The organism is Streptomyces sp. NPDC000151 (assembly GCF_040301705.1).
Taxonomy (GTDB): domain Bacteria; phylum Actinomycetota; class Actinomycetes; order Streptomycetales; family Streptomycetaceae; genus Streptomyces.
In genome coordinates, this window is the sequence record NZ_JBEPFC010000002.1 from 104,710 (window position 1) to 126,926 (window position 22,217).

At 71.7% G+C, this 22,217-nt stretch carries 14 protein-coding genes; 11 read left to right on the forward strand and 3 right to left on the reverse strand.

Going from position 1 to position 22,217, the window contains the following annotated elements; translation table 11 throughout:
* The first annotated feature begins 53 nt into the window (after positions 1-53).
* Entirely contained in the window at positions 54-4,757 is a 4,704-nt protein-coding gene (locus tag ABT381_RS01450; RefSeq protein WP_351586362.1) for a cation-translocating P-type ATPase, read from the forward strand.
* Between the two features lie 111 nt (positions 4,758-4,868).
* The gene (locus tag ABT381_RS01455; RefSeq protein WP_351586364.1) at positions 4,869-5,855 is read left to right on the forward strand and encodes a phytoene/squalene synthase family protein; all 987 of its coding nucleotides are present in this window, start codon (positions 4,869-4,871) and stop codon (positions 5,853-5,855) included.
* Between the two features lie 78 nt (positions 5,856-5,933).
* Here ABT381_RS01455 and ABT381_RS01460 read toward each other — a convergent pair whose 3' ends face one another.
* Positions 5,934-7,391: an aromatic amino acid ammonia-lyase gene (locus ABT381_RS01460; protein WP_351586366.1), complete on the reverse strand. Its 1,458-nt coding sequence runs from the start codon at positions 7,389-7,391 to the stop codon at positions 5,934-5,936.
* Positions 7,392-7,564: 173 nt separating this feature from the next.
* Between ABT381_RS01460 and ABT381_RS01465 the strand changes: the two genes are divergently transcribed.
* Positions 7,565-8,977 (forward strand): MFS transporter, encoded by a 1,413-nt coding sequence (locus tag ABT381_RS01465; RefSeq protein WP_351586368.1) that lies wholly within the window; start codon positions 7,565-7,567, stop codon positions 8,975-8,977.
* A 62-nt stretch (positions 8,978-9,039) separates the two neighbouring features.
* On the opposite strand, the gene ABT381_RS01470 is transcribed toward ABT381_RS01465, so the two are convergent.
* Entirely contained in the window at positions 9,040-10,221 is a 1,182-nt protein-coding gene (locus ABT381_RS01470) for a phytanoyl-CoA dioxygenase family protein (protein ID WP_351586482.1), read from the reverse strand.
* Positions 10,222-10,395: 174 nt separating this feature from the next.
* Here ABT381_RS01470 and ABT381_RS01475 point away from each other — a divergent pair, with 174 nt between their 5' ends.
* Entirely contained in the window at positions 10,396-11,430 is a 1,035-nt protein-coding gene (locus tag ABT381_RS01475) for a LacI family DNA-binding transcriptional regulator (protein ID WP_351586370.1), read from the forward strand.
* A 30-nt stretch (positions 11,431-11,460) separates the two neighbouring features.
* Here the strand turns inward: ABT381_RS01475 and ABT381_RS01480 are convergent, their stop codons facing one another.
* Positions 11,461-11,934: a carboxymuconolactone decarboxylase family protein gene (locus tag ABT381_RS01480; RefSeq protein ID WP_351586372.1), complete on the reverse strand. Its 474-nt coding sequence runs from the start codon at positions 11,932-11,934 to the stop codon at positions 11,461-11,463.
* A 774-nt stretch (positions 11,935-12,708) separates the two neighbouring features.
* Between ABT381_RS01480 and ABT381_RS01485 the strand changes: the two genes are divergently transcribed.
* The 7 genes from ABT381_RS01485 (at position 12,709) to ABT381_RS01515 (ending at position 22,179) form a co-directional block, all read left to right on the forward strand.
* On the forward strand, positions 12,709-13,542 hold the full coding sequence (locus ABT381_RS01485; RefSeq protein ID WP_351586374.1) for an AfsR/SARP family transcriptional regulator: 834 nt from the start codon (positions 12,709-12,711) through the stop codon (positions 13,540-13,542).
* Between the two features lie 327 nt (positions 13,543-13,869).
* Complete coding sequence (locus ABT381_RS01490) at positions 13,870-14,691, forward strand: AfsR/SARP family transcriptional regulator (RefSeq protein ID WP_351586484.1); 822 nt, start codon at positions 13,870-13,872, stop codon at positions 14,689-14,691.
* 144 nt (positions 14,692-14,835) lie between these two features.
* Entirely contained in the window at positions 14,836-15,591 is a 756-nt protein-coding gene (locus tag ABT381_RS01495) for a thioesterase II family protein (RefSeq protein ID WP_351586376.1), read from the forward strand.
* Positions 15,592-15,692: 101 nt separating this feature from the next.
* Entirely contained in the window at positions 15,693-15,956 is a 264-nt protein-coding gene (locus ABT381_RS01500) for an acyl carrier protein (protein ID WP_351586378.1), read from the forward strand.
* A gap of 219 nt (positions 15,957-16,175) precedes the next feature.
* Positions 16,176-17,882 carry an acyl-CoA dehydrogenase family protein gene (locus ABT381_RS01505; protein ID WP_351586380.1) on the forward strand — a complete coding sequence of 569 codons (1,707 nt, stop codon included), beginning with the start codon at positions 16,176-16,178 and terminating at the stop codon, positions 17,880-17,882.
* Complete coding sequence (locus ABT381_RS01510) at positions 17,879-18,799, forward strand: 4'-phosphopantetheinyl transferase family protein (protein ID WP_351586382.1); 921 nt, start codon at positions 17,879-17,881, stop codon at positions 18,797-18,799. The genes ABT381_RS01505 and ABT381_RS01510 overlap by 4 nt, the downstream gene beginning before the upstream one ends.
* Complete coding sequence (locus ABT381_RS01515) at positions 18,796-22,179, forward strand: condensation domain-containing protein (RefSeq protein ID WP_351586384.1); 3,384 nt, start codon at positions 18,796-18,798, stop codon at positions 22,177-22,179. Before ABT381_RS01510 ends, ABT381_RS01515 begins: the two co-directional genes overlap by 4 nt.
* The last annotated feature ends 38 nt before the right edge of the window (positions 22,180-22,217 follow it).

Below are 22,217 nucleotides of genomic sequence, written 5' to 3' on the forward strand. Positions count from 1 at the left end.
GTACCTCTGGAGGCGCGTGCCCGTGTGCGTGGGATGTTCGATGAGGGTGGGACATGGTTCTTGGGTTACTGACCCGCTTGCCCGCGGCCGGACTGGGCGCAGCCCTGTCCGCGCCCGGCTACGTCGCCCGTGGGCTGGAGGCGTGCGCCACGGTGGCCGGAGACGCCCTTGACGTCGGCTTGCGCGCGGCGTCGGACGGTGCGGCGGCGGTGGCGGACACCACCGTCCACGTGGCTCACGTGGCGCGCAACGCGCTGCCCGGTGGGACGGAGGAATGGCGGGCCGGCTCACGGGTGCACCTGGCGTTGGAGCCGTCCTCCGACGCCCGGGTACGGCGTGCGGGCGGAGTGGAGGCGGTGGCCAAGAAGGTGGCCACCGCGCTCGCGGAACGTCCGGACGTACTGCTCGCCTACTGGGACGGCGGCCTGGCGCGGCTGGTGGTCACCGCCTCACAGGACGCGGCCACCGACCGTGTGGTGAAGAAGGCCACAGAGCTGGCCGAGCGGTACGGGCTGACCCATGCGGCCGCGCCGTTGCACGAGTTCGCGCACCCGGAGGGCACCACGGCGGTGCGGGTCGCCGCGACGGCGCTGGCGATGGACGCCGTCGGCGTGGCGGCGGCGATGGCCGGGCGCGCGTGGCGAGTACCGCGCTCGTCCAGGGTGGTGACGGCGGGTGTGACGCTGCTGCGGGAGAACCCGCGGTTCCGGGCACTGCTGAACAGCCGGCTCGGTGCGGCGGGAGCGGACCTGGCGCTCGCCGCGGCGAACGCCGCGGTTCAAGGCGCGGGGCAGTCCCCCACCTCGTTGGTCCTGGACGGAGTGCTGCGCGCGGGACAGTTGGTGGAGAGCGTGGCACGGGCGGCCGTCTTCGACGCCGCCCACGACCGGGTGTGCGCGCCGGAACGCTGCGGCATGACGAAGCGGGAGGTGGCCCGGCCGCCGCTGCGTCCGACCGCGGCGCAGCAGTACGCGGCCCATGCCGCCACCGGCAGCATGCTGGGCGCCGCTGCGACGCTGTTGCTCAGGCGGAATCTCGATGAGGCGGCGGAGGCGGTGCTGTCGGGTTCCCCGAAGGCCGCCCGGTACGGCCCGGTGGCCTTCTCCACGGCCCTGGGCAGTGCTCTCGCGCGCTCGGGCGTACTGGTCCGTGACCCCGAGCGGCTGAAACAACTGCAACTGGTGGACACGGTGGTGTTGCATCCCAGCGCCCTGCGCGGCAGCAGGCGCACACTCTGCGAGGTGCATCCCAGTGCGGAGGGCTGGGACCACGACCGACTGTGGCGGGCTGCCGCCGCGGCCCTGAGCCGAGGAGAGACCGCGGCCCTGAGCCGAGGAGAGACCGCGGCCCTGAGCCGAGGAGAGGCTGCGATCCCGAGCCCGGGGGAGAGCGACGAGGGGCTCGACGGAGAGAGCGACGAAGCGCTCGACGGGGAGAGCGACGACACGCGTGAGGTGGAGCTGCGTCCAGTACCGGGCGAGCCCTCGGCCGAGACGACCGAGACGGGCATGATGATCGCCTCGGTCGGCGGGCGGGACGTCGGCACGGTGACGATCGGCTGGGAACCGGACCCGCTGACCGAATCCGTACTGGACGCGGCCCGGCAGGCGGACCAGTACACCATCGTGGTGGACGACCCGGCGCTGGGCGACTTCGCCGCCCTGGCCGACGAGGTCGTCTCCTCCGAATACCCGCTGGCCGACCACGTAAGGAGCCGGCAGGCAGACGGGCATGCGGTGCTGACCGTCGCGCGAGTACCGGCCCCGCACCCGCACGATGCGGAAGGCCACGCCGAGGAGGACGAGGAGCTGCAGACCGGGCTGCTGAGCAGCGACGTGGCGGTGGCCCTCACCGACGACGACAGCGCCGTCGTGTGGGACGCGGATGTACTGGCCTTCGGTGGCCTGAAGGACGTGTGGCGGCTGCTGGTGGCCGTTCCCGCGGCACGGTCCGTGGGCCGGCAGTCGCAGATACTCGCCCGGGCGGGCGCGGCACTGTCCGGTCTGCTGGTCGCCACGGGCGCCCAACGGCGCGGGCTGGCCTTCCTCACCGGCTCGCAGCACGCCCCGGTCAACGCCGCGGCCATGGGAGCACTCGCGGCCGGGTGGTGGGCGGCCCTCGGCGTGGCCGCCACATCGGCCCCGCAGCCCCGGCCCCGCGTACCGTGGCACGCCCTGGAACCCGACGAGGCGGTGGCCCGGCTCGAAAGTGGCCGCCCCGGTACCCCCACACCACTGGCCGGTGCGGTGACGACGACCCGGGCCGCGGCCGCACGGGTGACGGGCCACCCCGTCTTCGCACCGGCCCGCTGGTCGGTACGGCTCGCGGGCGCGGTACGGGCCGAACTGGACGACCCCCTCACCCCCGTTCTCGCGGTCGGCGCGGCAGCCTCCGCCATCGTGGGATCGGCCGTCGACGCGACCCTCGTCGTCGGGGCGATGGGCATGAACGCGCTGGTCGGCGGCGTGCAGCGGCAACGCGCCGAACAGGCACTGACCGCACTGGCCAGGGGCCAGAAGCAGCAGGCCCGACGCGCCGACAGCCGCGACGACGACGCGCCCGCCACGGTCGACGCGACACGGCTGGTGCCGGGCGACGTGATCAAACTGGACGTGGGCGACGTGGTCCCCGCCGATGCGCGCCTGCTGGAGCTGACCGGCCTGGAGGTCGACGAGTCCTCGCTGACCGGCGAGTCCCTCCCCACCACCAAACAGCTCACCGCGACCCCGCGGGCAGCCATCCCCGATCGCCGGTGCATGGTCTTCGAGGGCACCACCGTGGTCGCCGGCCAGGCCACCGCCGTCGTGGTGGACACGGGGGAGCACACCGAAGCCGGCCGGGCCGTCACGCTCGCCTCCCGCACGCCACCGGCCGCCGGCGTCCAGGGGCGCCTGCAGGAACTCACCCGCAAGGCACTCCCGCTCACCTTCGCGGGCGGGGCCGCGGTCACCGGGCTCTCCCTGCTCCGGGGCCGTCCGATCCGCCAGGCCGTCGGCGGCGGTGTGGCCGTCGCGGTCGCGGCCGTCCCCGAGGGACTTCCCCTGGTGGCCACGGTGGCGCAGCTGGCAGCCGCCCGCCGGCTGACCCGCCGCGGCATTCTGGTACGTACTCCCCGGGCCCTGGAGGCCCTCGGGCGGGTGGACACGGTGTGCTTCGACAAGACCGGCACGCTGACCGAGAACCGGCTGCGCGTGGTCCGTCTCACCACCGCCGACGGCACCGTGTGCGAGCCGCACGACGAGGAAGCCGTCGACGTCCTGCGGCTGGCGGGGCGTGCCTGCCCGCAGGAAACCGAGGACACCGCCGGCCGGCAGGCGCACGCCACCGACGAAGCCGTACTGGCCGCCGCCCCCGCCGATCCCGAGTGGAACCCCACCGCCGGCCTGCCCTTCGAAGCCAGCCGCGGCTACACCGCCGCCATCGGCGAGAACGGGGCCGGGGATCGCCTGCTCGTGGTCAAGGGAGCACCCGAAACCGTCCTGGACGCCTGCGAGGGCCTCCCGGCGGAGGCGACCGAGTGGGCCCAGTCCCTCGCCGGTGAGGGACTGCGCGTCCTCGCCGTCGCCACCCGCCGCCGCAAAGCGGTCAGCGCACCGGACGTACTCGTCAACGAACCGCTGGAGAAACTCGAGTTCGCGGGATTCGTGGCACTCGCCGACGCCCCGCGCCCGGGCTCGGCCCCCATGATCCAAGGGCTGCGGGAGGCAGGGGCAAAGCCGGTCATGCTGACCGGTGACCACCCCCATACCGCTCGCGCGGTCGCCCTGGCGCTGGGCTGGCCGGACGACACCAAGGTGGTCACCGGTGAGGAGCTCGCGGCCTCGGACCGGGCGGGCGGTGCCCGCCTGCTGCGCGACGCGGGGGTCGTCGCCCGGGTCGCTCCCGAGCAGAAGCTCCAGGTGGTCGAGGCGTTGCGGGCCGCGGGCAGGGTGGTGGCGATGGTCGGGGACGGCGCCAACGACGCCGCGGCCATCCGGGCAGCGCATGTCGGTGTCGGTCTCGCCGCCCGTGGCTCGGCCGCCGCCCGTAACGCCGCCGACCTGGTCCTGACCGACCCGGACCTGTCCGTACTGGTCGACGCCGTCACGGAAGGACGGGCGCTGTGGCGCAGCGTCGCGGACGCCATCAGCATCCTGATCGGAGGCAACGCCGGCGAGGTCGGCTTCACCGTGCTCGGCACCCTGATCTCCGGAGCGTCGCCGCTGTCCACCCGGCAGCTGCTGCTCGTCAACCTGCTGACCGACATGTTCCCCGCGATGGCCGTGGCCGTCACACCCCCGGACGACCAGCTCACCGAGGAGTCCGAGTCCGCCACCGGGGGCAGCGCACCGGTCGGTATCAGCGCCCTGGGAGCTCCGCTGCTGCGCCAGATCCGTCAGCGGGGTGTGGTGACCGCGTTGGGTGCCACCGTCGCCTGGCTGATCGGCCGCTTCACGCCCGGCACCGCGCGCCGTACCAGCACCATGGCCCTGTGCGGTGTCGTCGGCGCCCAGCTCACCCAGACCCTCACCGGCCGCCACCGCAGCCCACTGCTGTGGGCGACCACGCTCGGCTCCGCCGCCGCCCTGATGGCCGTCGTACAGACCCCCGGCCTCAGCCACTTCTTCGGCTGCACCCCGCTGGGGCCCGTGGCCTTGGCGGGCGTGGCCGCCGCCATCGCCACCACCGCAGCAGGGCCGCGCGTCATGCCGCCCATCGAACGGCTCCTCACCCGCATCCAGAGCCGACTGCGCCCGGCGACGCCCGCGACCGCGTAGCCCCGCACGAGGGCCACCGGCCGGGCCGCTCGGCCGTCCACCCTCCGCACTCACCGGTAGTCTCGGCGTCTTGTCTGTTACTCATGGTGTTTTCGGTGCTGGAGGGTATGCGTGCGAGTGTGGCGACGTTGTATGGACGCGGCCGAGGTGCGGGGGAGTGAAGCGCGCACCGACTATCTCAAGGTCGCGCAGTTCATGCAGCGCAGGGAGCCGGCCGGCTACGCGGCGGTGCGGCTGCTGACACCCGCGTACTTCCAGCCCCACGTGCTGGCCGGTTACGCGTTCGCGGCGTTCACCGACGACCTCTGCGACCGGGGCACGGTGCCGGAGCGGACCCGGCGCTTCGACGCCTGGGCGGGGCAGATCCGGGCGGCGCTGGACTCCGGCACCGCCCGGCATCCGCTGCTGCGCGCGTTCCTGTACACGTCCGCACTGCGGGACCTGCCCCGCCACTGGATCGAGTCCTACCTGGACGGCGCGCGGATCGACCTGGACTTCCCGGGGTTCGCCACGGAGGCCGACTACCAGGCGTACGTGGACCGGCTCACGTGGCCCTTCCTCATGATCACGACGGGGCTGGCGCAGCCGGGCGGCGGCACACCGGAGTTCGCGCAGAGCTGCCGGCTGGTCGCCGACGCGGGCCAGCGCACCGACATCCTGACGGATCTGGCCGAGGACCTGCGGGACGGACGGCTCTACCTGCCCCTTGACGCACTCGAGCGCCACGGTGTCGACCGCGCCGACCTCGTCGCGGGGCGGGACGTCCCCGGCGTCCGGGCGCTGCTCTCCGACGCCGCCGACAAGGCGCACGGCACGCTCCGCGAGGCGACCCGGCTGCTGGACGAACTCCCCGAGGAGTACGGGCCGCTGGTGCGGTTCGTACTGGGCCTGCACCATCAGCGGCTGGAGACGGTGGTGGCCATGGGGGCCGCTGCCACCCGGCGGCCGGCCCGGGACAATCCGGTGGCCTGCCTGCGCCTGCTGGCCAGTGCGCGGCGGCCGCACGGCGACCGGCGGCCCGCGCCGCGGCACCAGCCCGCGCCGCAGCACCGGCCAGTGGGCGGCGGCGCGACGGACGGTGAGCGCATCGCGGCCTGACCGATACGTCCGAGCGTCGGCTCTCGGCGCCAGGCGCCCGGCGCTCGGCGCCCGGCGCTCGTCACGATGTTCGTACCGTCAGCGGTCCGCGAACTCCTCGATCAGCGCCTCGGCCTGGGTGATCTCGTCGCTGAGTGGGTGGTCCTCCGCCACGTGCGGCAGGCGTTCGGCGGCCATGGTGAAGGCGTCGGTCACCGGAGCCGGGGGGAGGTCGGCCCCGGACATTCGCAACGCCCGTACCGCGCCGATGAGTTCGCAGGCCAAGACGGCGCGGTAGGCCGACACCGCCGAGGTGGTACTGCGGGCGGCCTGGGTGGAGAAGCTGGCGTGGTCCTCCAAGCCGCGCGAGATCACCGCGGTGCCGAGGGTGACCGGCGCCGCGGCGTGCCGGAGCTGGCCGAGCGCGTCGTGCGCCACGTATTCGAGGATCATGATGCCGGAGCTGCCCGCCGGGCCGGCCGCCAGGAACGGCGGCAGCCCGGTGAGGTCCGGCTCGACCAGGTCGCTCAGGCGCGCCGCCGACAGTTCCGCGGCGTGGTGCAGGGCGGCGCGCAGGCCGTCCAGGGCGAGCGCAAGGTAGGCGGTGGAGAACTGGCCGTGGTGGTGGACCTGTTCGCCGTCGATGTCGATCAGTGGGTTCTCGGCCGCGGCGTTGATGTCGATGGCGAGGACGCGTTCCAGCGCGTCACCCGCGTCCAGCGCGGGCCCGTGCACCTGCGGGAAGGCCCGCAGCCCGAAGGGGTCCTGCAGCCGCCGCCCGGCGGGCGGATCGTCGTCGAGGCGGAGCAGGCGCCGCATCTCGGCGGCGCAGTGCAGCGACCCGTGGTGCGGCCGCGCGGCGTGCACCACCTCGGAGAACGCCTCCGGTGAGCCGCCCAGCGCGCAGTAGGACAGCGCGGTGATCACATGGCTCGCCCGCAGCAGCCGCCGCAGCTCGTGCCAGGCCAGTACCGACTCCGCGAGCGTGACGGCGTTGCTGGAGATGAACGCGAGGGCGTCGCCCGGGCTGACCGGCACCGGGTCCAGGCCCTTGCCGGTCCAGGGCCGCTCGCCGGCGAGCGTCAGGGCGATCTCGGCGAGTGTGGTGAGGTCGCCGGTGCCGATGGCGCCGCGGGCGTGCACGGAGGGCAGGGCGTCCTGGTGCAGCGCCGACTCCAGGGCGCGCAGCAGTCGGGGGTGCACACCGCTGCCCGCCGCGGCCAGCTGGTTGAGGCGGATCACCAGGGCACCGCGGACGACGTCGTCGGGCAGCGGATCGCCGCTGCCGCCCGCGTGACTGCGCAGCAGCCGCAGTCCGTGCTGGTCGACGGCGTCCGGGGTGACGACGGCGTGCCGGTTGGCGCCGACGCCGGTGGTCCGTCCGTACACCGCGCGTTTCGCGCCACTGTCCCGGGCGATCTCGTATGCCCGCCCGGCGCGCTTGAGCGCCTCGTCGTCCAGGTCCACCGTCGCGCCGCGGCGGGCGGCCCGGACGACGTCGGCGCAGCGCAGGTTCGTACCGGTGATGCGGATCGGGATCGGAGTGCTGTCGGGCATGAATCTCCCTCTTGACAGAGAACTATTCATCTCACAGGCTGCATGAAACCTTCCATTCTTCAACTTGGCAAGAGCAGTTGATGCAGGTGGCACCTAGTAACCTGCGCCCTCCTCCCCGCCTGACACCGTCGACAGGCGCGGCTGTCCCTTCCGATCGGAGAGCTTGTCGAGCCATGCCAGAAGACCGGACCCTTTTCCCTCCCGCCGATGCCGCCACTTCTCCTCCCGCCGATACCGCCGATACCGCCGATCCCGCCACGGCCGGGCGCCCGCCCGGCGACGCCCACCCCGACACCTTCGACGACGTACCGCTCAACCGCTTCCACCTCAAGATCACCGCGCTGACGTTCGGGGCGAACTTCTCCGACGGCTACCAACTGGGCATCATCGGCATCGCACTCACCGCGATCGCCCCGCAGATGCATCTCGACTCCTGGTGGCAGGGGCTGATGGGCGCCTCGGCGCTCCTCGGGGTCTTCGCCGGCAGCATCGTGATCGGCTGGGCCGCCGACCGGATCGGCCGGCAGCGGCTCTACATGCTCGACTTCCTGCTGATCGCCGTCGCGTCCGTCCTGCAGTTCTTCGTCAACGGCCCGGTCGAACTGCTCGTCCTGCGGCTGCTGATCGGTTTCGGCATCGGTGCCGATTACGCGCTCGGCCCCACCCTCGTCGCCGAATTCGTGCCCCGCCGCTACCGAGGCGGCCTGCTGGCCTCGCTGACCTGCCTGTGGACCGTCGGCTACATCGCCGCGTTCTTCTTCGGCACGTACCTGATCGGCCTCGGCGGCGACTCCTGGCGCTGGCTGCTCGCCAGCAGCGCACTGCCGGCGATCGCGGTACTGCTGCTGCGGATCGGTACGCCCGAATCGCCGCGCTGGCTGCTCAGCAAGGGGCGGACCGCCGAGGCCCGGCAGGTGGTCGCCCGCTTCATCAGCGGCCACGTCGACTTCGACGCCTTCGCGGCACAGCAGCACGCCACCCGGCGCGCTGCGTCCTACCGGGAGCTGTTCGGCGCCGAGCACTGGCGCAACACCGCGTTCGGAATGCTCTTCTACAACTGCCAGGTCATTCCGTACTTCGCGATCTACACCTTCCTCCCGCTGGTACTGGTCAAGATCCAGCTGGACGGCGGGGACTTTCTCAGCGAGGCCCTGCTCAACGCGTTCCTGCTGCTGGGCGGGATCGCCGGACTGTGGTTCGTGGCCAAGCTGACCCGGCGGCGGCTCACCATCGGCTCGTTCGTCGTCCTCGCACTGTCCCTGGCGCCGATGGGCATCTGGCCGGACGCCCCGGCCATGGTGCTGTTCCCGCTGTTCCTCGTCTTCACCTTCACCATGTCGGCGGCGACCAACCTCGATCAGGTCTACCCGCCCGAGCTGTTCCCCACCGAACTGCGCAGCTCCGGGGTCGGCCTGCTGAACGGCATGAGCCGCATCGGCTCCGCCGTCGGTACCTTCCTGCTGCCGGTCAGCCTCGGCTCCCTCGGCTTCGCCCCGACGATGGTGGCCCTCACCGCCGTCCTGGTCATCGGCGCGGTCGTCTCCGCACTGTGGGCCCCCGAGACGAGCGGGGCGGCACTGGACTGACCCGCCCGCCCGGAAGCCTTGGTGCGGTGCGGTGCGGTGCGGTGCTGCTGCCGCCTGCCGGGTCAATTGGGCAGGCGGCGCTTCGCGGCCGCCCGCAGTTCCTCGCGGAGCCGGTCCGGGGCCCAGCCCTCGGTGACCGCCTGCCACAGGATGTCCGCCTGGGAGGGCGGAGCAAGGCCGTCGACCGGTGGGTCGAGGTCCAGGTCGGTGGGGAAGGGGTAGCCCTCGGCGCTCGCGGCGATCACCCGCAGCAGCCACTCCTCGTCGGCTCCGGCGGCCTTGCGCTCCCGCAGCACCGGATACACCGCATTGACCACCGCCTCCCGGTCGACGGTCTCCATCGCGCGGCCGAAGGCGGAGGAGACCTGCAGCAGGTTGGCCATGCGCTTGATGCCGGTGGAGTGGTTGCGGCCCGCGGCGTGGAAGAGGGCGGGGTTGAAGAACACCGCGTCGCCCTTGGCCAGCGGGAGTTGGATGTGGTGCTCCTCGAAGTACGCGATGAACTCCGGGCGACGCCAGGCGAGATAGCCGGGCGCGTACTTCTGGGAGTACGGGAGGTAGCGCGTCGGCCCGGACTCCACCGGCATGTCGCAGTGGGCCACCGCGCCCTGCAAGGTCAGTACGGGGGAGAGCCGGTGCACATGGGCCGGGTACCGGGCGGCGCGTTCCTCGGTGAGGAAGCCGAGGTGGTAGTCGCGGTGCATCTGCTGGGCCGCGCCGCCCGGGTTGACCACGTTGATCTGGGAGGTGACCTGGTAGGCCGGGCCGAGCCACGCCTCGGCGGTCAGCGCCAGCATGTCGTTGGCGTAGTAGTCGGCGAACGCCTCCGGCTGCCGTACGGCCATCTTGTCCAGCGCGCTCCAGACCCGGTCGTTGGCGCCGGGCTCGGCGAAGTGGTCGCCGCGGGACGCGCCCGTCGCACGCTCCTCCTCGATCAGTGCGGTGAAGGCGTCGGACGCCCGGTCCACCACGGCGAGGTCGGCGAACGCCCGTTGGAGGACCACGATGCCGGGGCCTTCCAGAAGGGCCCGTACCAGCTCCTCCTGCACGGTCCGGCGCCCCTCCGGGGTGCCCGCGAGCGCACGGAGCCGGACGCTGTCGTAGAGGGGGACGTTCTGCTCGACCCGCTCGGCCGAGGGGTGGTCGCGGGGGTCGGTGCGCTGCCCGACCAGCGAGCGGAACGCATCGAGGGAGCAGTCGTCCGCGCTCAGCCACGTACGTGATGCCGCGTCGGCGAGGGACATCGATTCGGCATCAGTGAGGGACACCCCGGATCCTTTCGCCGTACTTGCCCTTCTGACAGTCTGGTCAGCTCAGGACCGTCATTCAATCCGCAAAAAGCCATCAAAAACCCCTCACGCATAACCCCTCACCCATAACCCTTCACCCATAACCCCTCATCAACTTATGGAAAAGTCATGCGACACCCCTACCCGATCAGGGAGATCGCCCGGCAGGCCGGGCTGAGCGAGGCCACCGTCGACCGGGTCCTCAACAGCCGGGGCGGCGTACGGGAGAGCACCGTCATGGAGGTGCACCAGGCGATCAAGGACCTGGACCGGCAGCGGACCCAGGTACGCATCGGCGGCCGCACCTTCATGATCGACATAGTGATGCAGGCACCGGAGCGCTTCTCCACGGCCGTACGCAACGCACTGGAGGCCGAACTTCCCTCCCTGCAGCCCGCGGTGCTTCGTTCGCGCTTCCACTTCCGCGAGACCGGCCCCGTCCCCGAACTGGTCGCGACCCTGGACAAGATCGCCAAGCGTGGTTCGCAAGGAGTACTCCTCAAGGCCCCCGACCTGCCGGAGGTCGGGGCCGCCGTCGGCCGCCTGGTCGCGGCCGGCATCCCCGTCGTCACCCTGGTGAGCGACCTGCCCAGCAGCGCGCGCATGGCCTACGTCGGCATCGACAACCGCGCCGCCGGTACCACCGCCGCGTATCTCATCGGCCAGTGGCTCGGCGACCGCCCCGGCAACGTGCTCACCACCGTCAGCCGCGGCTTCTTCCGCGGCGAGGAGGAGCGCGAGATGGGCTTCCGCAGTGCCGTACGCAACACCCAGGCGCACCGCACCCTCGTCGAGGTCACCGACAGCGACGGCCTGGACGCGACCCAGTACGACCTCGTACTCGGCGCGCTCGACCGGGACCCGGCCATCAACGCGGTCTACTCCATGGGCGGCGGCAACGCCGCAACCGTGGCGGCCTTCGCCGACCTCGGGCGGGAGTGCGCGGTGTTCATCGCCCACGACCTCGACCAGGACAACACCCGCCTGCTGCGCGGGCGCCGCATCTCCGCCGTCCTCCACCACGACCTGCGCCAGGACATGCGCCGCGCCTGCCAGACCATCATGCGCGCCCACAAGGCACTGTCCGACGCAGGGCCCGCGCTGCCCTCGGCGATCCAGGTGGTCACGCCGTACAACATGCCGCCCGGAGGTCCGGTCACGTGACAGCAGCGGCCCCGGTCGGGTGTTCCATCGTTAGTCGAACTGGCCGACCTGGTAGTCGCCGGCGGGCTGCTGGGTGATGACGTTCCCGCGGTTGAAGGCGTTGATGAGGGCGATGGTGCACACCAGGTCGGCGAGTTGGTCCTCGTCGTAGTACTTGGCGGCGTTCGCCCATACTTCGTCCGGGACGCCACCGGCCGCGTCGGCGATGCGGGTGGCCTGCTCCGTCAGCTCCAGGGCGGCGCGCTCGGCATCGGTGAATACCGTGGCCTCCCGCCAGGCCGCGACCAGGTTGAGGCGCACCGCGGTCTCCCCGGCCGCGGCGGCGTCCTTGGTGTGCATGTCGATGCAGCCGGCGCAGCCGTTGATCTGGCTGGCGCGGAGCTTCACCAGTTCCTGCGTCGCGAACGGCAGCGTCGATTCCGCGAGCGCCTTGCCGGCAGCGATGATGTGCTTCATGACCTTGGCCGCGACCGGGCTGGCCATGAGATTCAACCGAGCGTTCATGGTGCACTCCTGTGTCGTTGTTGCTGGACACCCCCTTGGACGGAACAGCTCGGCGAGATGTGACATGGGCGAATGTGACGCGCGTCTCCTTGAGGGGGCGGCCCTGCGCCCGGGGGAGGACGCCAGAGTTCCGCGTACGAAATCTGTTCAGTGGAATTCCCGGGAAATTGAGCTGTGTTCAGAATTCCGCTTGAAGCGGTGTCGACGTGCGTCGAAGTGCGTCGGAGTGCGTCGAAGTGTGTCGAGGGAGGCTGGCAACCGGGGGTCCTGGGGCGCCGGCGGCCCCTTCCGCGGCGGCCTCGCCGCACCATCGGCCGGTCGGCAGGCCGCGCCCGCCGCGCCGTCGCCCAGCGGGCACCCCGAACCCCCGCGACACCACCGCTACCAGGCCATATGCCTCGCTAAACGGGATAGTGGCATTAAGGCGGGCCCGGAAACTATGAAACGGCTTGAGAGAGCCTTGAGTCGCTCAGTAGTCCAAGAGGGTGGCAGCGCGACGCAATGGTTGAATTTTCTTGTAAATCGCGACCGCTGGAGACACTGCAGGTCGAAACCGTTGCCCTGATACGCGAGCAGCCCTCGCGGCAGCGGCAGGATATGCGGAGAAAGTTTTGCAGTTCTTTACCGAACCGGTGGGCCGGGGGTCGGGCTTACAGTGCGGTGATTGACAAACCGCGCGTACCGAAATTTACTCGATCCGGCGCCTGCCGGCTGACCATGGCAAGACCTTTGCGCGCCACGAGGATTCATGTACGTACGAATGGGGGAGACGGCATGGACATCGAAGTGCTGGGCGTGTTGAAGGTCAGAGAGAACGGGGTCTCGGTCACGCCGACCGCGCCGAAGGCCCGTCAGGTGCTGGCCATGCTCGCACTCCGCGCCGACCACCTGGTCCCTGTCAGCGAGTTGATCGGGGAGCTCTGGGGCGAGCAAGCGCCGCGCAGCGCCCGCACCACCCTCCAGACCTACATACTCCAGCTGCGCGAGAGGATTTCGGCGGCGATCGAGGACGACCCGGAGGGGTCCGCGCCGCGCACTGCCAAGGACGTGCTGGTCACCTCGCCCGGCGGCTACCTCCTGAACACTTCGGGCGGCCGCAGCGACGTCCGCGAGTTCGAGCGGCTGGCCGGCATGGGCTACCGGTCCATCGATGCCGGCGACTACGTGGGCGCCGCGCGACGGCTGCGCGAAGCGCTCGCACTGTGGACCAACTCCGCCCTCGCCGACGTGCAGGCGGGTGGGTTGCTCGAACGGGAGATCAAGCGGCTGGAGGAGACGCGGCTCTGCGCTCTCGACCAGCGCATCGAAGCCGACCTTCGCCTCGGACGCCACCGCGAACTCCTCGGCGAGCTCACCGCGTTGGCGAGCCGCTACCGCACTCATGAGACCCTGCACGGCCAGCTCATGCTGGCCTTTCACCGGTCGGGCAGGCGCAGCGAGGCGCTCGACGTGTACCAGCGGCTGCGCAACACCCTGGTACGGGAACTCGGTCTCGAGCCGTCCCCGAGACTGCGCCGGGTGCAGCAGTCGATCCTAATGGCCGGACCGGAGCCCGCCCTGGACACGGTGGCCCCGGCGAGAGGCGAACGTCTCAGCCGCGTCGGCTAGGGCTTGACTGCCGTCGCGCCGCGCGGTCCTGGGTGCGTAACAACTGAACGAACCTGCGGTGAAGAGTGAAGAGGACGGTGACCCGGTAATGGGTCGCCGTCCTTCTTCGTTGAGGAATTGAGTTTTTCTGCTTCGGTGAGGGCTGGTCAGCCGGTCTGCGCGGACCCGCATCCAGGAACGCCGCTGGGAAGCAAGTGGAGAGGTGCTTGACGCGTGCTCAAGGAAATCGGGCCGGGCGCGCTGGGCCGCTACGGTTTCCGAAGTCATACCGCTTCTCCGGAGAAGGAATTCGACGAGAAATCAACAGCAAAAAGAGGGGACCAGTACATGAGGATACGAATTCTGGGCCCGCTGAGGGCCGAGCTCGACGGTGTTTCCATCGTGCCGACGGCGGGAAAGCCGCGTCAGATCCTGTCACTGCTCGCAGTGTGTCCCAGCCGCGTGCTGCCGGTGTCCACGCTGATGGAAGAAATCTGGGACGCCGACCCTCCGTGCAGCGCGGTCACCACATTGCAGACCTACATACTGCAGCTGAGGCGCAGGCTGGGCGCCGCCATGGGGCCCGATGCCCCGCGCACCGCGAAGGACGTGCTCGCGACCTCGCACGGCGGATACGTGCTGCAGATACCGCCGGAGAGTACGGACGTGCACGAGTACGAGCGGCTGGCGTCGGCGGGCTTCGCGGCATTCGAGGCCGGCGACAACGAGCGCGCGGCGGAAACGCTGCGCCGGGCGCTGGATCTGTGGCAGGGGAAGGCGCTGGTCGATGTGCGCGTCGGCCCTGTGCTGGCGATCGAGGCGGTGCGTCTGGAGGAGAGCAGGCTGGTCACCCTGGAACGACGCATCGATGCCGATCTGCGGCTGGGGCGGCACACCGAACTGATCGCGGAACTGCGGGAGTTGATAGCTCGGCAGCCGCAGCACGAAGGGCTGCATTCACAGGCGATGGTGGCGCTGTACCGCTCGGGTCGGCAGGCCGCTGCCCTCGACGTGTACCGCAGGCTGCGCATGAGGCTGATAGAGGAACTGGGCGTCGAACCGTCGCCGCCGCTGCAGCGTCTGCATCAGGCGATGCTCACCGTGGACCCCGCCCTGGACATGGCCGCCGGCCCCCGACGCAGCTCGACCTTCGATTTCTACGCCGCCTGAGCACGCCCGTCCGCCCGTCCGCCCGACCGCCCGTCGGTCCGTCCACCTGTCCGCCCGTCCGCCCGACCGCTTCGAGCCTGCCTCTAGGACCATCGGCGAGCCTGGTGAGGCCCAGGAATTGCCATAGGCCGAGGAGTGGCAGAGATGGCGGACACCGCACCACCGGTACGGCTGTACTGCTTCGCCCACGCGGGGGCCGGCGGTTCCGCCTTCCGGGGCTGGGCGCGCGGCGTGGGACCAGGCGTCGAGCCGGTCCCCGTCCTCCTGCCGGGTCGCGAGGGCAGGCGCCGTGAACCACGGCTGACGGATCCCGACGCACTGGTGGCCGACCTGCTGGACCGGGTCCGCGCCGAGCCCGGCCGGCCGTTCGTCCTGTACGGGCACAGCCTGGGCGCGCTGGTGGTCCACTGCCTCGCGCGGGCCCTGCAGGAGAGGGGGATGCGACTCCCCGCGCTCGTCGCTGTCGGCGCCTGCCCACCGCCCGACGCGGCCAACGAGCTCCCCGACGCCTGCGAAAGCTACGACGAGGATCTGATGGACCGGCTCCGGAAGCTGGGGCTGCTGCCGGACGGAACGGAACACAACGCGTACTGGCGCCGGGCGGTGATGCCCGTGCTCCGGGACGATCTGCGCCTGGCACGTGCCCTGCGGGCCGCCGCCTGCGGAACCGCGGCAGTACAGGGACCACTGCGGGTGCCGCTGCTCGCGGTCTCCGCGGGCGGTGACCTGCTGGCGCCGCCGGGGGTGGTCGCGGGCTGGAGCCGGTGGAGCGCGGTATCCGTGACGACCCGCACCGTAGCCGGTGACCACTTCTTCGTACGGGGCGGGGTGCTGCCGCGTCTGCTGGGCCGTGCCTGCCGCGTGGTGCAGCGGCTGGACGCAGCGGCGACAACCCTTTGACGTCCACCGACCCCACCGACCCGACCGATGCACTCGGTCCGAAAGCACCGGCACCAGAGAAGACCTGAATGTGCCGGCACGAGGAGAGAGGCAATACCACCATGCAGCAGTTCGACATCACCGCTCTGATCACCTTGTTGCGTGACAGCGCGGACGACGGCGAAACCAACGATCCGGACGGTGACATGCTGGACGTACCGTTCGCCGAACTCGGCTACGACTCACTGGCGTTGCTCCAGGTCACCGGAATCATCGAGCGCGACGCCGGCATCACGCTCGATGACGAGGCGCTGGGCGAGGCGGAGACCCCGCGCCAGTACCTCGAGGCCGTCAACCGCGTACTGTCCGCGCGCACTGTGGCCTGAACTCGGGCATCCCCGCGAGGATGCCGATAGCGGCAGGGGCCCTTACGGCCCCTGCCGCTTTGCAATTCTTTCCGTACTTCGCGATGGCGTTCATGGCTTCATGACGTCCATGACGTCCATGACGTTCCAACCGCGTTCCACCGTGTCACGAGCGGCATGTCCGAAGGTCGTCACAGGTGGTCGGAGAGCCACAGGGCCGGGAGAAGGGGGTGAACCGTCGTGGACGACCGGACCACCGCGCTGCACCGAGCCGCTCTCCTCGACGCGCTGCTCGGTGACCCGTACGACCCGGTGAACGCACACGGTTTCCGCGCGTTCCTCGCGGCCGACAGGGAGCGCCGCCCGCCGGAGGCCGCTGAGCTGCTGCTCGCGGCGGCGGGGCTGGCGGCCGAATTCGTCCCCGCCCGGTGCGGTGGCGCGCTGACCCGCGCCGATTCGCTGGTCCGGGTGTTGCGTCCCGTCTTCCGACGCGATGTCTCCCTCGGCTTCGGGTGCGGCCTCACGTCGCTGTTCGCCGCCTCCGCGGTGTGGGCCGCCGGCACCGACGTGCAACGGCGCTCCACCGCCCGGCTTCTGCTGGGCGGCGGGCGGCTCACCGTCGCGCACCCCGGGCTCGCGCCGGCCGGGGGAGTGCTGCGCGACGCGTTCACCGTGCGGGGGCCGGCCGACGGGGGGCTGTCCCTCGGCGGCCGCAGGCACGTCATCATCGATGCAGCGCGGGCGGACGTCTATGTCGTCCATGCCCGCACCACCGGCGCCCCCGAGGCGCGCGACCACTCCGTGTTCCTCCTCGACCCGGCGCGGCTCCCGGACGACCGGCTGCACCGGCTGCCGCGGGTCGCGACAGCGGGGATGCGCGCCGCGGTCTTCTCCGGGCTGCGGTTCGCCGACTGCCCGGTACCCGAGGGCGCGTTGGTGGGCTGCATCGGCGAGGGGGCCACCCTGGCCCTGCGTACGAATCACGTCAACCGGTGCGTCGTCGCCGGAGCCGTGATCGCGGCTGTCGACCCGGTACTGCGCTGCGCTGTACGAGCCGCCACCGAAGGGCGCGCCGGACGGCCCGCCCGGCGTTGGCACCGCCCGCTCGCAGGGGTCTTCAGTGACCTGCTCGCTTGCGACGCCATGGTGACGGTGTGTCTGCGGGCGGCGAGCGTGTTGCCCGACCGGGCTCACGTCCCGACCGTGGCAGCCGCCTATGTGGTCCCCCTCCTGCTCCAGGACGCTCTGGAGGAACTCTGTGCCGTCCTCCGCCCGGACGGCCGGCGGGACGGCGGCCTCGTCCACAAAATCCTCGCCAAGCTGGTGCGGGACCTGCCGGCCGTCGGCATCGGACGTGCCGGAGCCGCCTCCTGCCAGGCGGTGATCGTTCCGCAGCTGAGCACGCTGGCGACCGGATCCTGGCTGGTGGAGGAGGAACCACCACCCGATGTGTTCCGCGGCCGGGCGGACCTGCCACCGTTGGACCACCGGCTGCTGACCTTCGCGGGAGGCAAGGACTTCCTGGCCGCGTCCCTCGTCGGCGCCGCCGACCGGCTCTCCCGCGTCCGGTCGGCCGGCGGCCGGAACGCCCTGCTCGGGCGACTGGCCGAAGCGTTCCTCGGTGAACTGCGCCTCCTGCGCGAGCAGTGTGCCGCCCTGTCCGATGTCGCCTTGTCGGGCCCGGCTGCGGGTGCGTTGAGCGACCGGTACGGGCTGGTCGCCACAGCGGCCGCCGTCCTCGGGGTCTGGGAGGGCCAGGAAGGGGACGACCCGTTTCTCGCCGACCCCGGCTGGGCGGTGGTCGCACTGTCCCGGCTCGGACGGCGGCTGGGCCGCACGGTGCCGGACGTGCCGGACGACTGCGTCACCGAGGTACTCGACGAACTGCTGCGGCGCCACCGGGCCGGCCGCGGCCTCGACCTCGACGGCATGGAACTCGCGCTGTGACGCACCCCGGGAGGGACGCCACCCTGATGACGGAAGCGCCGCGCCTCGCGGCCCCCGTGCACGTGCGCGGGCCGGACGGCCCATGGCACGAGGTCCGCGAAAGCCTTCAGCGACGCGGTAACGCGGTCGTCCACACCAACTCGGGGGAGTGGCCGACCGCGGTCACGGCCGAGCCCCGGCTGCGCCACCTGCTCGGCCGTGACTGGCAGCACTACCGGCGTACCGCCGATCCCGCCGCGCGTCATCGGTTCGCCGCCGCCCGGCTCGTCCTCAAGTACACGGCGGCGGCCGCGCTGGGCACCAAAGCCGCGGAACTCGACCTCGCGTACAAGATCGGTGGGCGTCCGTACCTGCGGGGCCTGCGCGGCGTCGACGTGGGCCTCACCCACACCGGTGACCTCATCGCGGTGGGCATCAGCCGCGTCGGAAGGATCGGCATCGACGCGGAACCACTGTCGCGCGCGCTCTTCTACGACGTGTTGCTCGACCGCGTGTGCACGCCCGCCGAACAGGCCGTACTGCAGTACCTCGACGGGCCCGAGCGGACGGCCGCCATGTTGCGCCTGTGGACCCTGAAGGAGGCGTACACCAAGGCACTTGGACAGGGACTGCGTTTGCGGTTCGGCGAATTCGACCTCGCGCCCGGCATCCGGGGAGACGTGCCGGCGGGCCATGACGGAGGGCTGCTCGCGCCGGACGGCACGCCGGCCTGCCGCGGTGCGTGGGCCTTCGGCACCTACCGGGTCCTGGGCCGGTGGCTGCTCAGCGTGGCCGCTCACGGCCACGGTTCCGTATCGGGAATTCCGGCCCGCGGCATCGTGGACGAGCGGTCCATGACGTTGGTGACCCGGCTGCTGTCCGAAGAAGCCGCACCGCCGCGCGGCCGCATCGGCCCCGCTCAACGAGGGAGCGCATGACCAGCGGCCGTTCCGCGGCGGCTTCGATGACCGTGGTCGCGGCGGGGCCGGTCCTCGAACTCCACGGCGCCCTGGACCCGGCCGTGCTGGAGAGGGCCCTCGCCTGCGTCGTCGCACGCCATCCGGAACTGCACGCCTGGTGCATCGGCACCAACGGGGCCGCACATGTCGATGAGGGCGGCGTGCTCCACGCTCACCTGGAACGACACGGCACCGCCCACCACACCGTGCGCCTCGCCGGGTACCGGGGCCGGTGGCCCGCACAGCCGATCCGGGACCTCCCCGTGGGGATGCTCGCCGATCTGCTGACCACGGCGGCCGGTTCCGTGGCGCTGAGTCCTGGCCAACGCGATCTTCTGCGTTCCGCACACGGCGGGCCGTCCCGTGCGCACCACAGTGTCCTGCTCCGGCTGTCCCACCGCGTCGAGGAGGATGTACTGCGACGCGCACTGCGTGCCGTCATCGCCGCCCACCCGATGCTGACCGCGCGCACTCCGCCGAATCCCGAGGGCCGGCTGCCGCTGACCACCGGCATGTATGACGGGACCGGCTGCGAGGACCCGCTGCGGACGATCGAGTGCACCGATCGCCCGGCAGTCGAGCAGGCGGTCGCCGCGACCCGCCGCGGCCTCGCCCCGCACACCGGCGTACTGCTGCGGGCTCTGCACGTCAGGGGCCGCGGCGAAGGGGCTCCGGCCGACGGCGACCGGCTGTTCATCGCCGTGCACGACCTCGCCGCCGACCTGGCGTCCTGGCGGATCCTGCTGGAGGACCTGGACGCGGCGCTGACCGCGCTCGGAGCCGGCACGCTGCCCCGCCCGGAGAGCGACGCGGGCCGGTTCGAGGAGTGGGCCGACCGGATGCGCGAGCTGACCGCTGCCGGCGGGGGTGTGACCCGCGGCCGCGCGGGCGTCGATGACCGGTCCGCCGTTGCGCGGCCGGCCGCCTCCGGGGCGCAGCGGCCACCAATGTGCCGCAGCGACTTCGTACTGCCGACGGAAGCGACCAGGGCGCTCACCGAGGTCCTTCCGGCCCGCTACGGGCTCTTGGCCGCCGAACTGCTCGCGGGGGCGTTCGGCCAGGCCCTGGCCCGCTGGGACCAGACCCACGACGTCACCTTCGACCTGCGCACCGACGGGCGCGACGGCCTCCCCGGGTATGCGCGCGCTATCGGGCCGTACTCCCGCATACGGTCCGTACGGTTCGACAGCGACCGGCACTTGTCGCCCGGCCACTATCTTGCCGCCGTCGCACCCGCGCTCACGCCCGACACCGACCCGTGCGGCTCCATCGGCGCCACCCCACTCCCGCTCGGCGCACCGCGCCCGACATCGGCCTGCTTCACTCACCACCCGCCGGAACAACTGCTCCCGTACTGCGAGAACTTCGTGCTCGATGACCCCGCGCCGAACCGGCGGCCCCAGCCTGCCCACAGTGCTTCCGTCTACGGGATCGAAGTCTCCAGCCATGTCGAACGCGACAGACTTCGCGTCCGGACCGAGTGGTACTCCCGTACCGCTGACGGCGGCGACGAGACCGCAATCGACGCCCTGAGCGGCCTCCTGCGCACCGTACTGGAGGCATTGGCGGACGCCGGGAAGGACGGGGCGCCCATGCCTGCCGCCGGACCGGCCATCGCCGCCACGCCCCGCCAGCGTGAACTGCTCGCCGCGTGCCTGGACCGTCCCGGTGCGGGGCATCACATCGAGCAGCTTCATTGGGCCTGGCAGGGACCGCTGGACAGCGAGCGGTTCATCGCTGCATGGCAATCCGTGTTCGACAACGAGGCGCTTTTGCGCGCAGCCTTCGACCGCAGCCACTCCCGTGTCGTGTTGCACGGCAGGGCCACTGCCCAGGTCGTACGTCTGTCGCGCACCGACGTCAGCTGGGCCCGGTTGCTGGAACGCGACCGCAGCCGCGGGATCGACCCGCACCGTCCCGGAGCGTTGCGGATCACCCTGTTCGACGACCATGCGGGCAACGGCGGAGCGGTGGACACGACGCTCGTCCTGCTCACCTACCACCACGCGCTCGTCGACAGCTGGAGCGTCCGACTTCTGCTGCGCGAGTTCTACCGCGCATACCTGCGGGACGGCCGCGCGGGCGGCGGTGAGCGCCGCCCCGACCTGCGCGACTACGCGCGCTGGCTCAGTGAACAGGACCTCGGCCCGGCGCGCGAGTTCTGGTCAGGAGTGGTCTGGCGGCCCGGTACGGCACTGCACCCGGCACGTGCCGGGGCACCCACCGGTCTCACCGGTTTCGGACGTACCTCACACCGTCTGCCCCGGCCCGACGCGGTACGGCTCGGTCATTGGGCCGCCTCCTGGGGCGGCACCCAGTTCACCGCGCTGCAGGCCGCCTGGGCCCTGCTGCTGTACCGTGCCGCCGGCGCCACGGGTCCGGCCACGGTGAGCTTCGGAGTCTCGGTCGGCGGCCGTGGTATTTCTCTGGAGGGCGCCGAGCAACTGCCCGGGCCGCTGCGGAACATCCTGCCGATGACCGTCGGTGTCGATCCCACGGCCGGCGTGGGCCAACTGCTGACGGCCCTGCGGGACAGGGCCCTCGACATCTCCGCGTACGAATGGGTGAGCACGGAGCACATACGTCATTGGACCGGCTGCCCGGCCGCCGACGGTCTCTTCGGCACGGCCCTCGTCTTCGATTCGCCCCAGCGCCCGCCGGACGGTCTCCTGGCGGAACTCGCCGACCACGGCATCCGGGTCGGGCCGCCCCGCAGCACCGGCGTCACCAGCACGCCGGCGATCGCACTCATCACCTCCTTCGACCACCTCGGAGACCTGGTGGTGACGGCCGTCTACGACCGCAGCCGCTTCGACGACACCGAGGCGGCGAAGGCCCTCGCCCAGAGCATGCGGTTACTGCGGGAGTTCACGGACCGCACCGACGGCACCGGGTCCATCGCCGCGGCGCTGGAGGCGCTGCGTGACACCGACGTTCCCCGGATGGCGGCGCGGGGTGTGCGGCGCGACCACGGCGTGCTCACCGAGTTGCGCGAGGGCCGGGGGCCCGACGCCGGGACCGTGTGTCTCGTCCCGCCGCCGGGCGCGGAACACACCTGCTACAGCGCGGTACTGGCGAGCCACACCGGGCCCGAGCGGCTGCTCGCCCTGCGCTCTGGTACCGAAGCGCCCGACGCGGCGGCGGAGGCACTGCGCACCGTACTGCTCCCGGGCCGCCGTCTCCTGCTGGCCGGCTGGTCGGGCAGCGGACACCCCGCGCACGAGATCGCCCGGCGCGTCACCGGTGGGGGAGCGGCCGGTCCACTCGTGGTGACGTACGGCGGAGGCCCGGCCGACGCGGAGGGCCTGGCACGCACGCTCATGCGCCTGGCCCTCGAGCGGGTCTCCAAGTGCTCTTGAGCCCCATGGCCGACCGTTGACCGAGTGCGACATCGCGT

Excerpts from the sequence above, each read along its gene's own strand:
- ABT381_RS01465 (WP_351586368.1), top strand. The coding sequence starts at position 7,565 with ATGCCAGAAGACCGGACCCTTTTCCCTCCCGCCGATGCCGCCACTTCT.
- ABT381_RS01475 (WP_351586370.1), top strand. The coding sequence starts at position 10,396 with ATGCGACACCCCTACCCGATCAGGGAGATCGCCCGGCAGGCCGGGCTG.
- ABT381_RS01495 (WP_351586376.1), top strand. The coding sequence starts at position 14,836 with ATGGCGGACACCGCACCACCGGTACGGCTGTACTGCTTCGCCCACGCG.
- ABT381_RS01500 (WP_351586378.1), top strand. The coding sequence starts at position 15,693 with ATGCAGCAGTTCGACATCACCGCTCTGATCACCTTGTTGCGTGACAGC.
- ABT381_RS01485 (WP_351586374.1), top strand. The coding sequence starts at position 12,709 with ATGGACATCGAAGTGCTGGGCGTGTTGAAGGTCAGAGAGAACGGGGTC.
- ABT381_RS01515 (WP_351586384.1), top strand. The coding sequence starts at position 18,796 with ATGACCAGCGGCCGTTCCGCGGCGGCTTCGATGACCGTGGTCGCGGCG.
- ABT381_RS01490 (WP_351586484.1), top strand. The coding sequence starts at position 13,870 with ATGAGGATACGAATTCTGGGCCCGCTGAGGGCCGAGCTCGACGGTGTT.
- ABT381_RS01470 (WP_351586482.1), bottom strand. The coding sequence starts at position 10,221 with ATGTCCCTCGCCGACGCGGCATCACGTACGTGGCTGAGCGCGGACGAC.
- ABT381_RS01460 (WP_351586366.1), bottom strand. The coding sequence starts at position 7,391 with ATGCCCGACAGCACTCCGATCCCGATCCGCATCACCGGTACGAACCTG.
- ABT381_RS01450 (WP_351586362.1), top strand. The coding sequence starts at position 54 with ATGGTTCTTGGGTTACTGACCCGCTTGCCCGCGGCCGGACTGGGCGCA.
- ABT381_RS01480 (WP_351586372.1), bottom strand. The coding sequence starts at position 11,934 with ATGAACGCTCGGTTGAATCTCATGGCCAGCCCGGTCGCGGCCAAGGTC.